The 14,944-nt window shown below is 71.6% G+C and carries 11 protein-coding genes; 4 read left to right on the top strand and 7 right to left on the bottom strand.

Translation table 11 applies throughout. The annotated features are described in order from the left end of the window. Window positions 1–169: 169 nt before the first annotated feature. Together ACSTA4_RS21670 and ACSTA4_RS21665 are read left to right on the top strand one after the other, a co-directional pair. Window positions 170–2,251 (top strand): SpoIIE family protein phosphatase, encoded by a 2,082-nt coding sequence (locus ACSTA4_RS21670; RefSeq protein WP_444960795.1) that lies wholly within the window; start codon window positions 170–172, stop codon window positions 2,249–2,251. A 423-nt stretch (window positions 2,252–2,674) separates the two neighbouring features. Continuing rightward, window positions 2,675–4,333, top strand: coding sequence for an RNA polymerase sigma factor (locus tag ACSTA4_RS21665; RefSeq protein WP_444964236.1), 1,659 nt, complete (start codon window positions 2,675–2,677; stop codon window positions 4,331–4,333). 459 nt (window positions 4,334–4,792) lie between these two features. On the opposite strand, the gene yaaA is transcribed toward ACSTA4_RS21665, so the two are convergent. Continuing rightward, entirely contained in the window at window positions 4,793–5,533 is a 741-nt protein-coding gene (gene yaaA / locus ACSTA4_RS21660; protein ID WP_444964235.1) for a peroxide stress protein YaaA, read from the bottom strand. Between the two features lie 46 nt (window positions 5,534–5,579). Beyond that, window positions 5,580–6,308 carry a hypothetical protein gene (locus ACSTA4_RS21655; protein WP_444960794.1) on the bottom strand — a complete coding sequence of 243 codons (729 nt, stop codon included), beginning with the start codon at window positions 6,306–6,308 and terminating at the stop codon, window positions 5,580–5,582. Window positions 6,309–6,466: 158 nt separating this feature from the next. Here ACSTA4_RS21655 and ACSTA4_RS21650 point away from each other — a divergent pair, with 158 nt between their 5' ends. Next, window positions 6,467–7,144 (top strand): GNAT family N-acetyltransferase, encoded by a 678-nt coding sequence (locus tag ACSTA4_RS21650; RefSeq protein WP_444960793.1) that lies wholly within the window; start codon window positions 6,467–6,469, stop codon window positions 7,142–7,144. Window positions 7,145–7,190: 46 nt separating this feature from the next. Here the strand turns inward: ACSTA4_RS21650 and ACSTA4_RS21645 are convergent, their stop codons facing one another. Then, window positions 7,191–7,409, bottom strand: a complete 219-nt coding sequence (locus ACSTA4_RS21645) for a DUF7455 domain-containing protein (RefSeq protein ID WP_047869571.1) — start codon at window positions 7,407–7,409, stop codon at window positions 7,191–7,193. 355 nt (window positions 7,410–7,764) lie between these two features. On the opposite strand from ACSTA4_RS21645, the gene ACSTA4_RS21640 reads away from it, so the two are divergent. Next, entirely contained in the window at window positions 7,765–9,870 is a 2,106-nt protein-coding gene (locus tag ACSTA4_RS21640; protein WP_444960792.1) for a DNA gyrase/topoisomerase IV subunit B, read from the top strand. Between the two features lie 9 nt (window positions 9,871–9,879). Here the strand turns inward: ACSTA4_RS21640 and ACSTA4_RS21635 are convergent, their stop codons facing one another. From ACSTA4_RS21635 to ACSTA4_RS21620, 4 genes are all read right to left on the bottom strand, one after another. Next, window positions 9,880–11,022, bottom strand: coding sequence for a PLP-dependent cysteine synthase family protein (locus ACSTA4_RS21635; RefSeq protein ID WP_444960791.1), 1,143 nt, complete (start codon window positions 11,020–11,022; stop codon window positions 9,880–9,882). A gap of 163 nt (window positions 11,023–11,185) precedes the next feature. Further along, window positions 11,186–11,512 (bottom strand): tetratricopeptide repeat protein, encoded by a 327-nt coding sequence (locus tag ACSTA4_RS21630; RefSeq protein WP_013154318.1) that lies wholly within the window; start codon window positions 11,510–11,512, stop codon window positions 11,186–11,188. A gap of 201 nt (window positions 11,513–11,713) precedes the next feature. Next, window positions 11,714–12,241, bottom strand: a complete 528-nt coding sequence (locus ACSTA4_RS21625) for a beta-class carbonic anhydrase (protein WP_444960790.1) — start codon at window positions 12,239–12,241, stop codon at window positions 11,714–11,716. An 85-nt stretch (window positions 12,242–12,326) separates the two neighbouring features. After that, the gene (locus ACSTA4_RS21620) at window positions 12,327–14,813 is read right to left on the bottom strand and encodes a DNA gyrase/topoisomerase IV subunit A (RefSeq protein ID WP_444960789.1); all 2,487 of its coding nucleotides are present in this window, start codon (window positions 14,811–14,813) and stop codon (window positions 12,327–12,329) included. Window positions 14,814–14,944: the final 131 nt, after the last annotated feature.

Here is a 14,944-nt window from a genome sequence, read left to right as displayed (position 1 = left end):
TCATCGAGCGTGACTCCCGGGAGCCGCGGAGCCCCCCGATCACCTTCGGCGCCGCGCGACTTCCGGCTTTCACGCCGGGGGCGGCCGGTCGACAGGGGCCGCGCGGCCCAGGCAGCACCCCCCAACGAAACACGGCTGGGGAATCGACGGTTCCGGAGGTGTCGAGCAGTTGAGCGCCGAGACGTCCATTCCGCCACCCCGGGTCAGCGGAGCGGAACTCCCCGACGCGGTCGGATCCCTCCTCACCGACTCCCCGATCGGGTTCGCGCTGCTCGGCCCCGACGACCTCCTCGGCACGATCAACCAGCGCCTGGCCGCCGACGTCCTGGGGCGCGCCCCCGCCGAGTGCCTGGGCCGCGACCCCGGTGACCTGCTGGAGGAGAGCGGTGACCGCGTCGCCGCCGCCGACCACCGGACCGGCCTGGCCCGGGCGCGCGAGAGCGGACAGGCCGTCCGCGGACGCCACCGCGCCCCCGCCGGACAGCTGTGGGACCTGACCTGGTTCCCCGTCACCGAACCGGACACGGGCGAGGAGTACGTCGCCCTCATCGCCGTCCCCGCCGGTGAGGGCGCCGAACCCGCCGACGACGGTGCCGCCCTGCGTCGCGACGAGCAGCGGCTGCGCGCCCTGTTCCAGGCGGGCAACCAGATCGTCTGGGCCGCCGGGCCCGGCGGCGAGATCCGCGAGGACTGCCCCCAGTGGCGGGCCGTCACCGGCCAGGAACTGGAGCACTACCTGGGCCGGGGCTGGCTCGACGCCCTCCACCCCGAGGACCGGCCCCGCGTCGAGCGCGCGTGGGAGGACTCCGTCCTGGACGTCACCCCCTTCGACGCCATGTTCCGCGTGCGCATCCGCTCGGGCGGCTACGGCCACTACCGGGCCAGGGCCCACCCGGTCATGGAGGGGACGCGGACCGCCGAGTGGATCGGCACCCTCGCCGACATCACCAACGAGCGCGAGGCCGACGAACTCCGCCAGCGCCTCAACCAGCAGCTCAGCGAGGCTGCCATGCGCACCGCCCGCCTCCAGAAGGCCACCTCCGACCTGGCCGAGGCGCTCACCGCCGACGAGGTCGTCAACGCCATGTCCGAGATCGGCCGCTCCGGGGTGGGCGCCGACCACACCTGCGTCGTCCTGCTGGACCGCGATCGCCTGCGGCTGCGCACCATCGCCGCCGCGCACGCCCACCAGCTGCCCCGCTCCACCTTCCCCACGGACCACCCCGACATCGCCGCCCTGGCGGTGGCCGACCGGCTGCCCCGCCTGGCCGCCAACCCGGCCGAGCTGGGCGCGCTGTTCGACGGCGCGCCCGAGGTCGACGAACTCGTCGGGTCCACGCCCGAGCGGGCCTGGATCGCGCTGCCGATGATGACCGCGGGGCGCCCCATCGGCGCGCTGCGCTTCGCCTTCTCCACCCCGCGCGAGGTCTCCGACGACGAGCGCGTGTTCCTGGAGGCCCTGGCCGGACAGTGCGCGCTGGCCATCGGCCGCGCGACCCTCTACGAACAGGAGCACAGCACCGCCGAGGAGCTCCAGCGCAGCCTGCTGCCCGAGGAACTGCCCGGGGTGCGCGGCGTGCGCCTGGCCGCCTACTACCGGTCCGGGTCGCAGAACGTGCAGGTCGGCGGCGACTGGTACGACGCCTTCCCGCTGCCCGACGGCCGCGTCGCCGGGGTGCTCGGCGACGTCATGGGCAAGGGCATCCCGGCCGCGGCCGGGATGAGCCGCATCCGCAACGCGCTGCGCGCCCTGGCCTTCTCCATGCCCGAGCCCGCCGACGTCCTGGCCGGCCTGGATCGCATGTTCTCGGCCACGGAGGGTATGGACCAGGTCACCACACTGGTCTACTTCGTGCTCGACCCCGTTACCGGACAGCTCGACCTCAGCAACGCGGGACACCTCCCGCCGCTGGTCGTGGCGGGCGGCGCGCGGCCGTCACTGCTCGACACCGAACCCGACACGCCGCTCGGGGTCAGCTCCCCGCGGGGCCACCACAAATTCTTCGTCCAACCCGGTAACACCGTCGCCCTGTACTCCGATGGACTGGTTGAGAACCGCAAACGGTCCGTCTACTCCGGACTCGACGAGCTCGTCCACGTGGCGTCCTCGGCCCCTCCGGAGGTGGTGGGCGATCCACAGCAGATGCTGGAGTACCTTGTTGAGAGCATGCTCGATGGGTATGAGCAGGACGACGACGTCACGCTGCTCGCCGTCCAGCTTCCGGTGATCGACTCCGTGCCGGAGCGGTAGTGCCGGTTCGAGGCGAACTGGTGGACACCGGTCTGTGGCGGACCGGTGCGCACCGGTCCGCGCCGTGCCGGTGAACCGGCGGCAGACCGACGACAGACCGTACGAACAAGTCCATTGCCTTGCCTACAGTGAAGAAGCCGTTCCGCCCCGCGATGCGGGGGTGATCCTCTGCGGGGGTGACCTCCGGGAGCGCATACGCTGGACGGGGACGACCCTGGAGAGCGCATACGCTTGAAAGTCCAACGGCTTCCCCGCCCCAGTGGGGACGATCCCAGGCCGCAGGTGGGAGAGGGCGCAGTGCCCGGTCCCGGCCAGGCGGACCACCGGGTCCGACAATCTCGCCACACGTCCGTTCGAGAGGTGTTTGTGTCATCTGCCAGTTCGACTCGCTCGAAGCAGTCCGAGTCACTGCAAGAGCCCGTCATTCAGCAGCTGATCGAGCGTGGGCGGTCCCAGGGCTTCCTTGAGCCCGAGGACGTGCGCCGTGCCTTCGAAGAGGCCGAAATCCCGATGTCGCAGGCGCAGTCCGTGCTCCGCAGCCTCGCGAAGGAGGGCGTGACCGTACTCGTCCCCGAGTCGGCCTCCTCCCGGCGCAAGGCGCCGCGGCGCAAGGCGGCGACCACCAAGACGGCGGCCACGCGGTCCACCTCGACCAGGTCCACCAAGACCACCGCGACGAGCAGGGCCGCCAAGCCCGTGCGCGCGGCGGCGGCCCAGGAGCAGACCGAGACGGTCACCGCCGTTGTCGGTTCCGCCGAGGACGCCGGGGGCGAGGCCAAGGCGGAGAAGAAGCCCGCGGCCAAGAAGCCCGCCAAGAAGGCGGCGCCCAAGAAGCCCGCCACCAAGGCCGCCAAGACCACCGCGGCCAAGGGCCCGGCCGCCAAGACCACCGGCCTCAAGGCCGCCGCCGCCAAGAAGACGGCGACCAAGGAGCTCGGGCTCGCGGCGGACGGCGAGTTCGACGAGGACGAGGACGGCCTGGACGACCTCGAGCACACCGGCGCCGAGCTGGAGCTGGTCGAGGACACCCCGGACCCGGCGGACAAGGACCTCAAGCCCGCCAAGCCCGAGGCCGTGGGCGCCCCGACCAAACCCGCCAACGAGGACGAGTCCTTCGTCCTCTACGACGACGATGACGACGCCCCCGCGGCGCAGGTCGTGGCCGCGGGCGCTACGGCGGACCCGGTCAAGGACTACCTCAAGCAGATCGGCAAGGTCCCGCTGCTCAACGCCGAGCAGGAGGTCGAACTCGCCAAGCGGATCGAGGCCGGCCTGTTCGCCGAGGAGAAGCTGGCCGAGGAGGCCGAGCTCCTCACCGTCGAGCTGCGCGACGAGCTGGAGTGGATCGCCGAGGACGGCGGCCGCGCCAAGAAGCACCTGCTGGAGGCCAACCTCCGGCTCGTGGTCTCGCTCGCCAAGCGCTACACCGGCCGCGGCATGCTCTTCCTGGACCTGATCCAGGAGGGCAACCTCGGTCTGATCCGCGCGGTGGAGAAGTTCGACTACACCAAGGGCTTCAAGTTCTCCACCTACGCCACGTGGTGGATCCGCCAGGCGATCACCCGGGCCATGGCCGACCAGGCGCGCACCATCCGCATCCCGGTGCACATGGTCGAGGTCATCAACAAGCTGGCCCGCGTCCAGCGCCAGATGCTCCAGGACCTGGGCCGCGAGCCCACCCCGGAGGAGCTGGCCAGGGAACTCGACATGACCCCGGAGAAGGTCGTCGAGGTGCAGAAGTACGGCCGCGAGCCGATCTCCCTGCACACCCCGCTGGGCGAGGACGGCGACAGCGAGTTCGGCGACCTCATCGAGGACTCCGAGGCGATCCAGCCGGGCGAGGCGGTCAGCTTCACCCTGCTCCAGGAGCAACTGCACTCGGTGCTGGACACGCTGTCCGAGCGCGAGGCGGGCGTGGTGTCCATGCGCTTCGGTCTCACCGACGGCCAGCCGAAGACTTTAGACGAGATCGGCAAGGTCTACGGGGTCACCCGTGAGCGCATCCGGCAGATCGAGAGCAAGACGATGTCGAAGCTCCGCCACCCGTCGCGTTCGCAGGTGCTCCGCGACTACCTGGACTAGGTTCACCCGGGTGGTCGGCCGGTCGGCGGCCCTGGCACGCTGACCGGCGGCTGAAGAGGACCGGACCGGTCCCGGGCCGGCGCCCCCTGCCCGAAGGCGGGGCGCGCCGACCCGGGACCGGCACCCCCAGTTCCGCGCGGTTGTGGCGACGTCCGCGTGTGCCGGAGCAGCCCCCGTTGGTGCTCCGGGGTGCCCGTCGCGCTCGGGAGCGTCCTTGGGTCTCCCGGGCACTGTGTCATCCGAGGCACCGTGTCGTCCGAGGTGCCGTGTCATCCGATCCGACGGTGTCCATCGTGCCGCACGTACTGTAGGTGCGGCATAAAGTCGCGATATCGAGTCGTTATGTGACGGGGAGTGGCCTGCGGCCGCTCCCCGTTCCGCGTGTGCCCGGAGGTCCTCTCCGGGCACACGGGCGCGGTCCCGCCTCCGTGGTCCGCGCCCGTTTCCCCGGCGTTCCCCTCAGTCGCGGACGACGACGTTCAGCACGTGCCGTTCGGGCAGCTCCACGGTGTGCCCGAGGTCGCGCAGGGCCGACACCAGCTCCTCGGGGGTGGCGGCGTCCACGCCCTCCAGCAGCAGGGAGCGGGCGATGTCGCCCCGGGTGGCCTTGGCCATGTGGCTGACCACCGTCCGCATGGCGACCCCGTCCACCGTGCGCTCGCGCAGCACCCTGACGGCCACGCCGGTGCCCGGAGCGTAGGCGGCGGCGTAGGCGGACGAGCGGCAGTCGACCAGGAGCTGTCCTCCGGTGAGCTCGTCCAGGGGCGCGGCCGCCTCGCGGCGCCAGTAGGCGCCCAGCCCGCCCAGGGGCGGCAGCTTCACGCCCATGGACAGGCGGTAGGGGGGCAGCCGGTCGGCGGGTCCGACCGCGCCCCACAGCCCGGAGAAGATCAGGACCCGGGCGTCGGGGATGTCGGGCAGGCCGAGCCGGTCGTAGAGCACGCCCGTGTACAGGTCGGCCGCGCGCAGGGTCGGCGCGGTCGTCAGGTCCAGGTTGCGCTTGAGCGCGTCGGCCTGCCTGGCGCTGATCCCCAGGGTCTCCAGCGCGGTCTCCTCGGGCCCCGAGCACAGGTCCGCCAGCGCCGCCATGACCCGCTCGCGGGCTCCGGTCAGTTCCGGAAGGGTCAGCGTCCCGAGGTCCAGGCGGGGGCCCTCGCCGGAGGAGGCCTTGCCCTCGGACGGCGGCAGCAGGATGAGCATGGTGGAACTTCCCAGGTGGAGACGGTGGTCGGGTACCCCGCCCATGCTAGGGCGTGTCCGGAGCCCGTTCCCGGCGCCGGAGGACCTGGACGGCGAGGGTGACGAAGGCGACGCACAGCAGGACGTCCAGGGCGGTGCCCGCGACGCTGAAGCCCTTGAGGACGCCGTTGGCGTGCAGCGCCATCGACAGGACGCACAGGAAGCGGACCGGGCCCACGCAGCGGGTGGCGAGCAGTCCCGCGGCCAGGAGCACCCAGCCCAGGTTGGGGGCCCACACCAGCGCGTACACCACGTGCACCCGGGGATAGAGGAACTCGACGAACGCGGTGGCCAGCTCCGGGGAGTGGGAGCTGGCGAGCTGGAGGGAGGCGAAGTTGGCTCCCTCGAAGAAGGCCGCCACCATGAGGCCGAGCAGGCACACGATCCCCGTGGCGGTGCCCAACACGGGCCGGGTCCTGGCGATCGACGCCGCCAGTCCGGCGAAGGCGGGCACCAGGAGCAGCAGTCCGGCGAACCAGAGCCCGTACCCCCAGGCCATCCGGACGGGATCGTCGGCGTACGCCGCGATCTGGTCCGGGAAGAAGAAGTGGTGCGGCGCCTTGAGCAACTCCCCGGCCAGGAGCAGCGGCGGAGCCGCCGCCAGCGAGACGGCGGTCGGCCAGCGGCCGGGGAAGGGACCGGGCACGGGGGTTTCGGCCCGCCCCGGCAGGTCGCGGAGCAGGGACGTCCTCAGGGACGCGGACGTGAGAGGGCTTCGCCGGGGAGTGGACTCCATGCGGTCATCCTCGCCACCGGGAGAGCGCCGTGTCAGGAACGCTGCCACGACGGCCGGCCGGGGGCCCGCACCCCCCCGGGCAGCCGTACCGGGGGCGCGCCCGCGGGCACCGCGGGCCCGCCGGATAGCATCGTCGGCTCCGGGAGAGGGGAGCGGGCGTGCACGAGTGGGCGCGGCGGGTGACGCGGGACTGGCCGCCGTTCGAGGTGGAGGAGCGCGGGGGCTGGCGGTTCGGCTTCGCGGAGGGGATCACCAAGCGGGCCAACTGCGCGCTCGTGCTGGACCCGCACGCGCGGGTCGCCGAGGTCACCGCCTACTACACCGGGCGCGGGCTGAGGCCCTGCGTGCAGGTGTGGCCGGGCGAGGAGGAGGTCGACCGGCGGTTGGCGGAGCACGGCTACGCGGTGGTGGAGCCCTCGCTGGTCCTGGCCCGCGACCTGGGCGCGCGCCCCGACGCCCCGGGCACGTCCTCGGTGGTGGCCTCGCCCGGGCCCGGGTGGCCGACCACCGGGGCCGCGCGCATCCTCGGCCGGGTCGACGCCGCCTACGGAACGGCCGAGCGGGGCCTGGGCCGGGGCGCGGCGGTGCTGGACGGGGAGTCGGTGGCGGTCTGCGCCATGTTCACCGACCCCGCGGCGCGCGGGCGCGGCGTGGCCTCCGGGCTGCTGGCCGACCTGCTGCGCTGGGGGTACGACCGCGGCGCCCGGCGGGCCTACCTGTGCGTGGTCGCCGACAACGCCCCGGCGCTCGGGCTGTACGGGCGCGCGGGCTTCGCCGAGGTGTCGCGGTACCACAGCCGTGTACTGGAGGGCGCGCACGAAGGCGGCGGCTCCTGAGGGGAGCCGCCGCCGGTGTTCAGGCCTGTTCTGTTGTGCTCTGTGGCTAACGCTCGTCCGTCTTGCTCTCGTTGAGCTTGTCGGTCTCGTCCTGGATGTCCGAGGCGATCTTGCGGAGAGAGTCGTCGTGCTTGCGCATGTGGTGGGCGCAGAACAGCAGCTCGCCGCCGGAGTTCAGCAGCACCCGGACGTAAGCCTGCGCACCACAGCGGTCGCAACGGTCAGCAGCCGTCAGCGGCTGGGTGGGGGCAAGGGTTCCAGTCACTTCGCCATCCTCAATACTCGGCGTTAGTCACCTCTGACAACATTTAACCCGACCAGGACGTTCCCAACCTGGTCCCGTGTACGCCGACAGCGGAATCTGCCTGGTTGATGCCTGGATGTCGTCTCATGTCCTTGTTGTACCCGCCTCATGGCCCGGCATCCCAGGAAAAGGGGAGCATCCAGGTCGCATCCACCGGAGGTGGTAGTCTCGCGCGGGGCAGGCCCCCGTCCTCCCGCCGGGTCCCGGCGGTAGCAAGCGACCGGCACGCCGCCCCCCTATTCGTCAGTGCGGCGCGGTACAAAGGGCACGCACCGCACAGCGCCCTGATGGCCCTGAAGACGCAGGAGATGTCCGAGTGACCGCCTTGACCGCAGCCGTCCACGACCCCGAGGATTACTCCGCCCGACACCTGTCGGTCCTCGAAGGTCTTGAGGCGGTGCGCAAACGGCCGGGCATGTACATCGGGTCCACCGACAGCCGCGGCCTCACCCACTGCATGTGGGAGATCATCGACAACTCCGTGGACGAGGCCCTGGGCGGCTTCTGCACCCGGATCGACGTCACGCTGCACTCCGACGGGTCGGTGTCGGTCAGCGACGACGGACGCGGCATCCCCGTGGACGCCGAGCCCAAGTCCGGCCTGTCCGGTGTGGAACTGGTCATGACCAAGCTCCACGCGGGCGGCAAGTTCGGCTCCGGCTCCTACAACGCCTCCGGCGGCCTGCACGGCGTCGGCGCCTCGGTGGTCAACGCCCTGTCGTCGCGCGTGGACGTCGAGGTCGACCGCCAGGGCCGCACCCACGCGATCAGCTTCCGCCGGGGCATCCCCGGCCGCTTCGCCGGTTCCGGCCCCGACGCCGAGTTCACGCCGGTCTCGGGCCTGGAGCAGGTACGCAAGGTGGCCCAGAAGATCACCGGCACCCGCATCCGGTTCTGGCCGGACATGCAGATCTTCCTCAAGGACGCCGACATCGCCCGCGAGGCGCTCCTGGACCGGGCCCGCCAGACCGCTTTCCTGGTGCCGGGGCTGACCCTCTCCGTGCGCGACGAGCGCGTGGAGGGTGAGCCCGCCCACGAGGAGGAGTTCCGCTTCGACGGCGGCATCGGCGAGTTCTGCACCTTCCTGGCCCCCGACGAGCCGGTCAGCGACGTGCTGCGCATCCAGGGCAGCGGCAACTTCACCGAGACCGTCCCGGTCCTGGACGACGCCGGGCACATGGTGCCCGCCGACGTCGAGCGCCGCCTGGACGTGGACGTCGCCCTGCGCTGGGGCACGGGCTACGACACCACCGTGCGCTCCTTCGTCAACGTCATCGCCACCCCCAAGGGCGGCACCCACATCAACGGCTTCGAACGGGCCCTGGTGCGGGTGATCAACGAGCAGCTGCGCACCACCAAGCTGCTGAGGAACAGCGACGACCCCGTCACCAAGGACGACACCCAGGAGGGGCTCACCGCGGTCGTCACCGTCCGCCTGCCCGAGCCCCAGTTCGAGGGCCAGACCAAGGAGATCCTCGGCACCTCCGCGGCGACCAGGATCGTCTCCCAGGTGGTCGGCAAGGAGCTGCGCGAGTTCCTGACCTCCACCAAGAAGGTGGAGAAGGCCAGGGCGCGCAGCGTCCTGGAGAAGGTGGTCGGCGCCGCGAAGGCCCGCCTGGCCGCGCGTCAGCAGCGCGAGACCCAGCGGCGCAAGACCGCCCTGGAGAACTCGGCGCTGCCCGCCAAGCTGGTGGACTGCCGCAGCGAGGGCCTGGAGCACAGCGAGCTGTTCATCGTCGAGGGGGACTCGGCGCTGGGCACCGCCAAGCTGGCCCGGGACTCGGAGTTCCAGGCGCTGCTGCCGATCCGGGGCAAGATCCTCAACGTGCAGAAGTCCTCGGTCACCGACATGCTCAAGAACGCCGAGTGCGCGGCCATCCTCCAGGTGGTCGGCGCCGGTTCGGGGCGTACCTTCGACATCGACGCGGCCCGCTACGGCCGGATCATCCTCATGGCCGACGCCGACGTGGACGGCGCGCACATCCGCTGCCTGCTGCTCACGCTCATCTACCGCTACATGCGGCCGATGCTGGAGGCCGGGCGGGTGTACGCGGCCGTGCCGCCGCTGCACCGCATCGAGCTGACCAACACCCGGCGCAAGCGCGGCAGCAAGCCCGAGGACCGCTACGTCTACACCTACTCCGACGCCGAGCTCTCGCGCACGCTGCTGGACCTGGAGAAGCGCAAGATCTCCTGGAAGGAGCCGGTGCAGCGCTACAAGGGCCTGGGCGAGATGGACGCCGACCAGCTGGCCGAGACCACCATGGACCCGCGTTACCGCACCCTGCGCCGGATCCGGGTGGAGCAGGCCGAGGAGGCCTCCTCCGTGTTCAACCTGCTGATGGGCAACGAGGTCGCCCCGCGCCGCCGCTTCATCCAGCAGGGAGCCCAGGAGCTGGACGTGGCCCGCATCGACACCTGACCGGGCCCCTCAGGGGGTCTGGGGAGGCTCCCAGACCCCCTCGGCGAGGAACCGGTCGATGGTCGCGCGGTAGGGCGCCGGGTCCAGGCCCCGCTCCGCCACCCAGGCGTCGTTGTAGTAGCTGTGCTGGTAGCGTTCGCCGCCGTCGCAGATCAGCGTGACCACGCTGCCCCTGCGCCCTTCCCGGAGCATCCTGGCCACCAGGTGCCACACCCCCCACAGGTTGGTGCCCGTGGAGCCTCCGGCGGACAACCCGGTGCGGTCGTGCAGGTGGCGCATCGCGGCGATGCTCGCGGCGTCGGGCACCGGCATCATCAGGTCGATCACCGACGGCACGAAGCTCGGCTCCATGCGGGGACGGCCGATCCCCTCGATCCGGGAGGGCATCCCGGTGGCGTAGTCGGACGCGCCGGTGACCCAGCCGGGGAAGAACGCCGAGTTCTCCGGGTCCACCACCGCCAGCCGGGTGCCCAGGCGCCGGTAGCGCAGGTAGCGGCCGATGGTGGCGGAGGTGCCGCCGGTGCCCGCGCCCACCACGATCCACTCCGGGCACGGGTGGCGCTCCATGGCCAGCTGCTCGAAGATCGACTCGGCGATGTTGTTGTTGCCGCGCCAGTCCGTGGCCCGCTCCGCGTAGGTGAACTGGTCCATGTAGTGCCCGCCGGTCTCGGCGGCCAGCCGCTCGGCCTCGGCGTACATCGCGGGCGGGGAGTCCACGAAGTGGCACCTGCCGCCGTAGCGCTCGATCAACGCGATCTTCTCCGGGCTGGTCCTGCGCGGGATGACCGTGATGAAGTCCAGGCCGACCAGTTGGGCGAAGTAGGCCTCCGACACCGCGGTGGAGCCCGAACTGGCCTCCACGATGGTGGTGCCCTCCCGGATCCACCCGTTGGCCAGCCCGTACAGGAACAGCGAGCGCGCCAGCCGGTGCTTGAGGCTGCCCGTGGGGTGCACGGACTCGTCCTTGAGGTACAGGTCGATGCCCCACTCCGGGGGGAGCGGGAACACGTGCAGGTGGGTGTCGGCCGAGCGGTTGGCGTCGGCGACGACTCTGCGCACCGCCTCGTCCGCCCAGGAGCGGGCGCTGTCGTCGCACCGGTCCACCCACGGGGTGTCGTCGCCCGGCCGCGGACCTGTCGGTGAGGATGCCATGCCCAGCAGCGTAGCCCGCACACGGGAGGGGCCGCGCCCCGAGGGGCCCGGCCCCGCTCCTGCTCGTACGGGGGCGTCCAGGCGGCCCGGCCGCGGGGGCGGTCCGGGCGAGGGTCTGCCCTGCCCCGGCGCGCACGCGGGCGCGCCGGACCGGGAGGGGCCCTCAGTCCAGGGAGCCCCCGGACATCACCGCGTGCATGCGCCGGTAGGTGGCCGCCTCCTCGTGGCGGCTCTGGCGCTCCAGCGTGCGCGCCAGGGCGATGTGCGCCCAGTTGTCCACCGGGTCCAGCTCGATGATCCTGCGGAAGGTCCGCTCGGCCTTGTTGAGCTGCGCGGAGTGGAAGTAGGCGCGGCCCAGCAGTTCCAGCAGGGAGCGGCTGTCCGGTTCGTCGTCGACGATCGGTTCGAGGGTGCGGGCGGCGTAGATGGGGTCGCCCAGTTCCATGAACATGCGGGCGCGGTTGAAGGTGTCGTAGGTGTTCTCTTCCACGGTGCTCCTTCCGACGGCGCGGGGCCGTCCCGGATCACAACGGCCGGCGTACCGGTCGCATTCCCTGGTGGGGCGTGTGGGACGGAGGTGCGGCAGGAGCCCGCCGGGCCCTCCCGCGCCTTCCGGTCCCACTGAAGAGATCCCCGCGCACGTGCGGCGCACACGTGGCCGACCCCGGTCACCGCATCCGCTCGGGAGCGGTCACAGGTCCGTCATGGTGATCCGGCCGGTGTCCACGTCGTACAGCGCGCCCGCGACCGGCAGGTCCGCGGGCAGCAGCGGGTGGTGGCGGATGCGCTCCAGATCGTGCCGCAGGGCGCCCAGCTGGTCGTTGTCGGTGTGGAACTCCAGGCTGCGCGTGTCCACCCCGTACTCCTCCTCGATGAGGTCGTGAACGGCGTCGTCGCTCTCCACGGAGGCCATCTTGCACCGGGTGTGCGGCATGATCAGCACCCTGTCCACACCGAGCAGGTACACCGCCAGCACCAGGGTGCGCAGGGTGTCGTCGGTCACTCGGGCGCCGGCGTTGCGCAGGATCTTGGCGTCACCGGGCTTGAGGCCGAGCATGTCCAAAGGCTCGATCCTGGAGTCCATACAGGTCACCAGGCCCAGACCGCGCGCGGCCACCGCCTTGAGCCCGCGGAGGGAGAAGGACTCGGCGTAGGCGTCGTTGGCCGGCAGGAAATCGTCGAAGGCACTGGAGGAAGTGGTGCCGCTGTTGTCGCTCACGTGGAGGCGCTCCCTTGTCCCGTGGTCGCGGACGCGCCGCGCGCACCGGACGGATCCGGTGCGCGCGGCGCTCTTCCGAGACGAATCAGGCTTTCGATCCGGGAACGGTGATCCCGGAGTCGGTCTGTCCACTACCTACAGTAACGATCGCCCGGGGCAGCGCGTCACCCGACCCGTCCCGACGGTCGACCGGGTCGGGCAGACGGACCGGCTTGCCGTCCGCGCGCGCTGCGCGGGCGGGGGAGCGGCCGATCCATCCGAAGAGCAGGGTGTCCTCGCCCTTGAGGTAGCGGTGGCAGCGCACGCCGCCGGTGGCGCGCCCCTTGGCCGGGTAGGCCTCGAAGGGGGTGACCTTGGCCGAACCGGCCTGGGTGCCCTCCAGAGCGCCGGAGGAGCCCGAGACGGTGACCACCACCGAGTCCTGCGGGCTGGGCACGGCGCCGAACCACAGCACCCGCGCCCCCTCCGACAGGCGCACGCCCGCCACACCGCCCGCGGGCCGCCCCTGGGGCCGCACGGTACTCGCGGGGAAGCGCAGCAGCTGGGCCTCGGAGGTGATGAAGGCCAGGTCCTCCTCGCCCGTGGACAACTGGGTGACGCCCACGACGCGGTCGTCGTCCTTGAGCGTCACGACCTCGAAGTCGTCCTTGTTGGGCGGGTAGTCGGGGGAGACCCGCTTGACCACGCCGCCGCGTGTGCCCAGGGCGAAGCCGGGGCCCGAGGCGTCCATGGACACCACCGACACCACCCGTTCGTCCCCGTCGAGCTGGACGAACTCGGACACGTCCAGCCCCGAGGCCAGCGGCGGACCGTCCCCGCCCTCGTCGGGCAGCTCCGGCAGCTCCACCACCGGCACGCGGATCATCCGGCCCAGGTCGGTGACCAGGCCGACGGCGGAGCGCGAGGTGGTGGGGACGGACACGTGGACCGCGTCGTGCTTGGTGCGCAGGCCCTCGTACACGCGCGGCACGGTGGGTCCCTTGCTGCGGCCGATCGCGCCGTCCACGCCCATCAGCACGTGGCAGGGCTGGTCGGCCATCTCCAGCGGGATCACCGCGCTGCGGGCCACGCCGTCGCTCTCGCGCAGCTGCGTGCGGCGCGGGGTGGCGAACTCCTTGGCGACGTCGCCCATCTCCTTGGAGACCAGGCGGCGCAGCTTCTTGTCCGACTCCAGGACCGCGGTGAGGGCTTCGACCTCCTTGTTGAGCTTGTCCCGCTCGGTCTCCAGCTCCATCCGGTCGAAGCGGGTCAGGCGCCGCAGCGGGGTCTCCAGGATGTAGCGGGCCTGGACCTCCGACAGGTCGTAGGCGCCCATGAGCGACTCGCGGGCGGCGGCGGTGTCCTCGGCCTCGCGGATCAGGGAGATGACCCGGTCGATGTCCAGCAGGGCCACGAGCAGGCCGTCCACCAGGTGCAGGCGCTCCTGGCGCTTGGCGCGGCGGAACTCGCTGCGGCGGCGCACCACGTCGAGGCGGTGGTTGACGTAGACCTCGAGGAGTTCGCGCAGCCCCAGCGTCTGGGGCTGGCCGTCCACGAGGGCCACGTTGTTGATGCCGAAGGACTCCTCCATCGGCGTGAGGCGGTACAGCTCCTCCAGGACCGCCTCGGGGTTGAAGCCGTTCTTGAGCTCGATGACCAGGCGCAGCCCCTGCGTGCGGTCGGTCAGGTCCTTCAGGTCCGAGATGCCCTGGAGCTTCTTGGACTGCACCAGCTCCTTGATCCGGCTGATGACCTTCTCCGGGCCCACGCTGTAGGGCAGTTCGGTGACCACCAGGCCGGTGCGGCGCGCGGACACCTTCTCGATGGAGACGGTGGCGCGGGTCTTGAACGTGCCCCGGCCGCTGCGGTAGGCGTCGCGGATGCCGTCCAGGCCGACGATGGTGCCGCCGGTGGGCAGGTCCGGGCCCGGGACGAACTCGGTGAGCTCCTCCAGGGTGGCCTCGGGGTGGGCGATCAGGTGGCGGGCGGCCGCGACGACCTCGCCCAGGTTGTGCGGGGCCATGTTGGTGGCCATGCCCACCGCGATGCCGGAGGCGCCGTTGACCAGCAGGTTCGGGAAGGCGGCGGGCAGGACCTCGGGCTCGGTCTCCTGGCCGTCGTAGTTGGGCCGGAAGTCGACGACGTTCTCGTCGATGGAGGCGACCAGCTGCTCGGCGGCGCGGTCCAGGCGCGCCTCGGTGTAGCGCATGGCGGCCGGCGCGTCGTCGCCGCCCAGGGAGCCGAAGTTGCCGTGGCCGTCCACCAGGGGCACACGCATGGCGAAGGGCTGGCTCAGGCGCACGAGCGCGTCGTAGATGGCGCTGTCGCCGTGGGGGTGGAGGCGGCCCATCACGTCCCCGACGACGCGGGCGCACTTGACGTGGCCGCGGTCGTGCCGCAGCCCCATCTCGTTCATCTGGTAGAGGATGCGCCGCTGCACCGGTTTCATACCGTCGCGCGCGTCCGGTAGCGCGCGTTGGTAGATGACCGAGTAGGCGTACTCCAGGAAACTGCCGCGCATCTCCTCGGAGACGTCGATGTCGATGATCTTCTCGGCGAGATCGTCGGGGGGACGGGAAGTAGTACGGGCCATGTCCGTAATTCTGGCCTGTGCCAGAGACTGAAACGTACAAGGACGCGTCGCCGGACGGGTGTGAGCCTCGTGACGCGGTGTCGCGCGTGCCGCTGCGACGTGCGGGTTGTGTGGCGGTGGGCGGTTCCGCG

It is taken from the genome of Nocardiopsis sp. M1B1 (assembly GCF_052466615.1).
The sequence above is the reverse complement of the archived record's forward strand: the minus strand, read 5'-3'. Positions and strand labels throughout refer to the sequence as shown.

Excerpts from the sequence above, each read along its gene's own strand:
- yaaA (WP_444964235.1), bottom strand. The coding sequence starts at position 5,533 with ATGCTCATCCTGCTGCCGCCGTCCGAGGGCAAGGCCTCCTCCGGCGAG.
- ACSTA4_RS21655 (WP_444960794.1), bottom strand. The coding sequence starts at position 6,308 with ATGGAGTCCACTCCCCGGCGAAGCCCTCTCACGTCCGCGTCCCTGAGG.
- ACSTA4_RS21635 (WP_444960791.1), bottom strand. The coding sequence starts at position 11,022 with ATGGCATCCTCACCGACAGGTCCGCGGCCGGGCGACGACACCCCGTGG.
- ACSTA4_RS21620 (WP_444960789.1), bottom strand. The coding sequence starts at position 14,813 with ATGGCCCGTACTACTTCCCGTCCCCCCGACGATCTCGCCGAGAAGATC.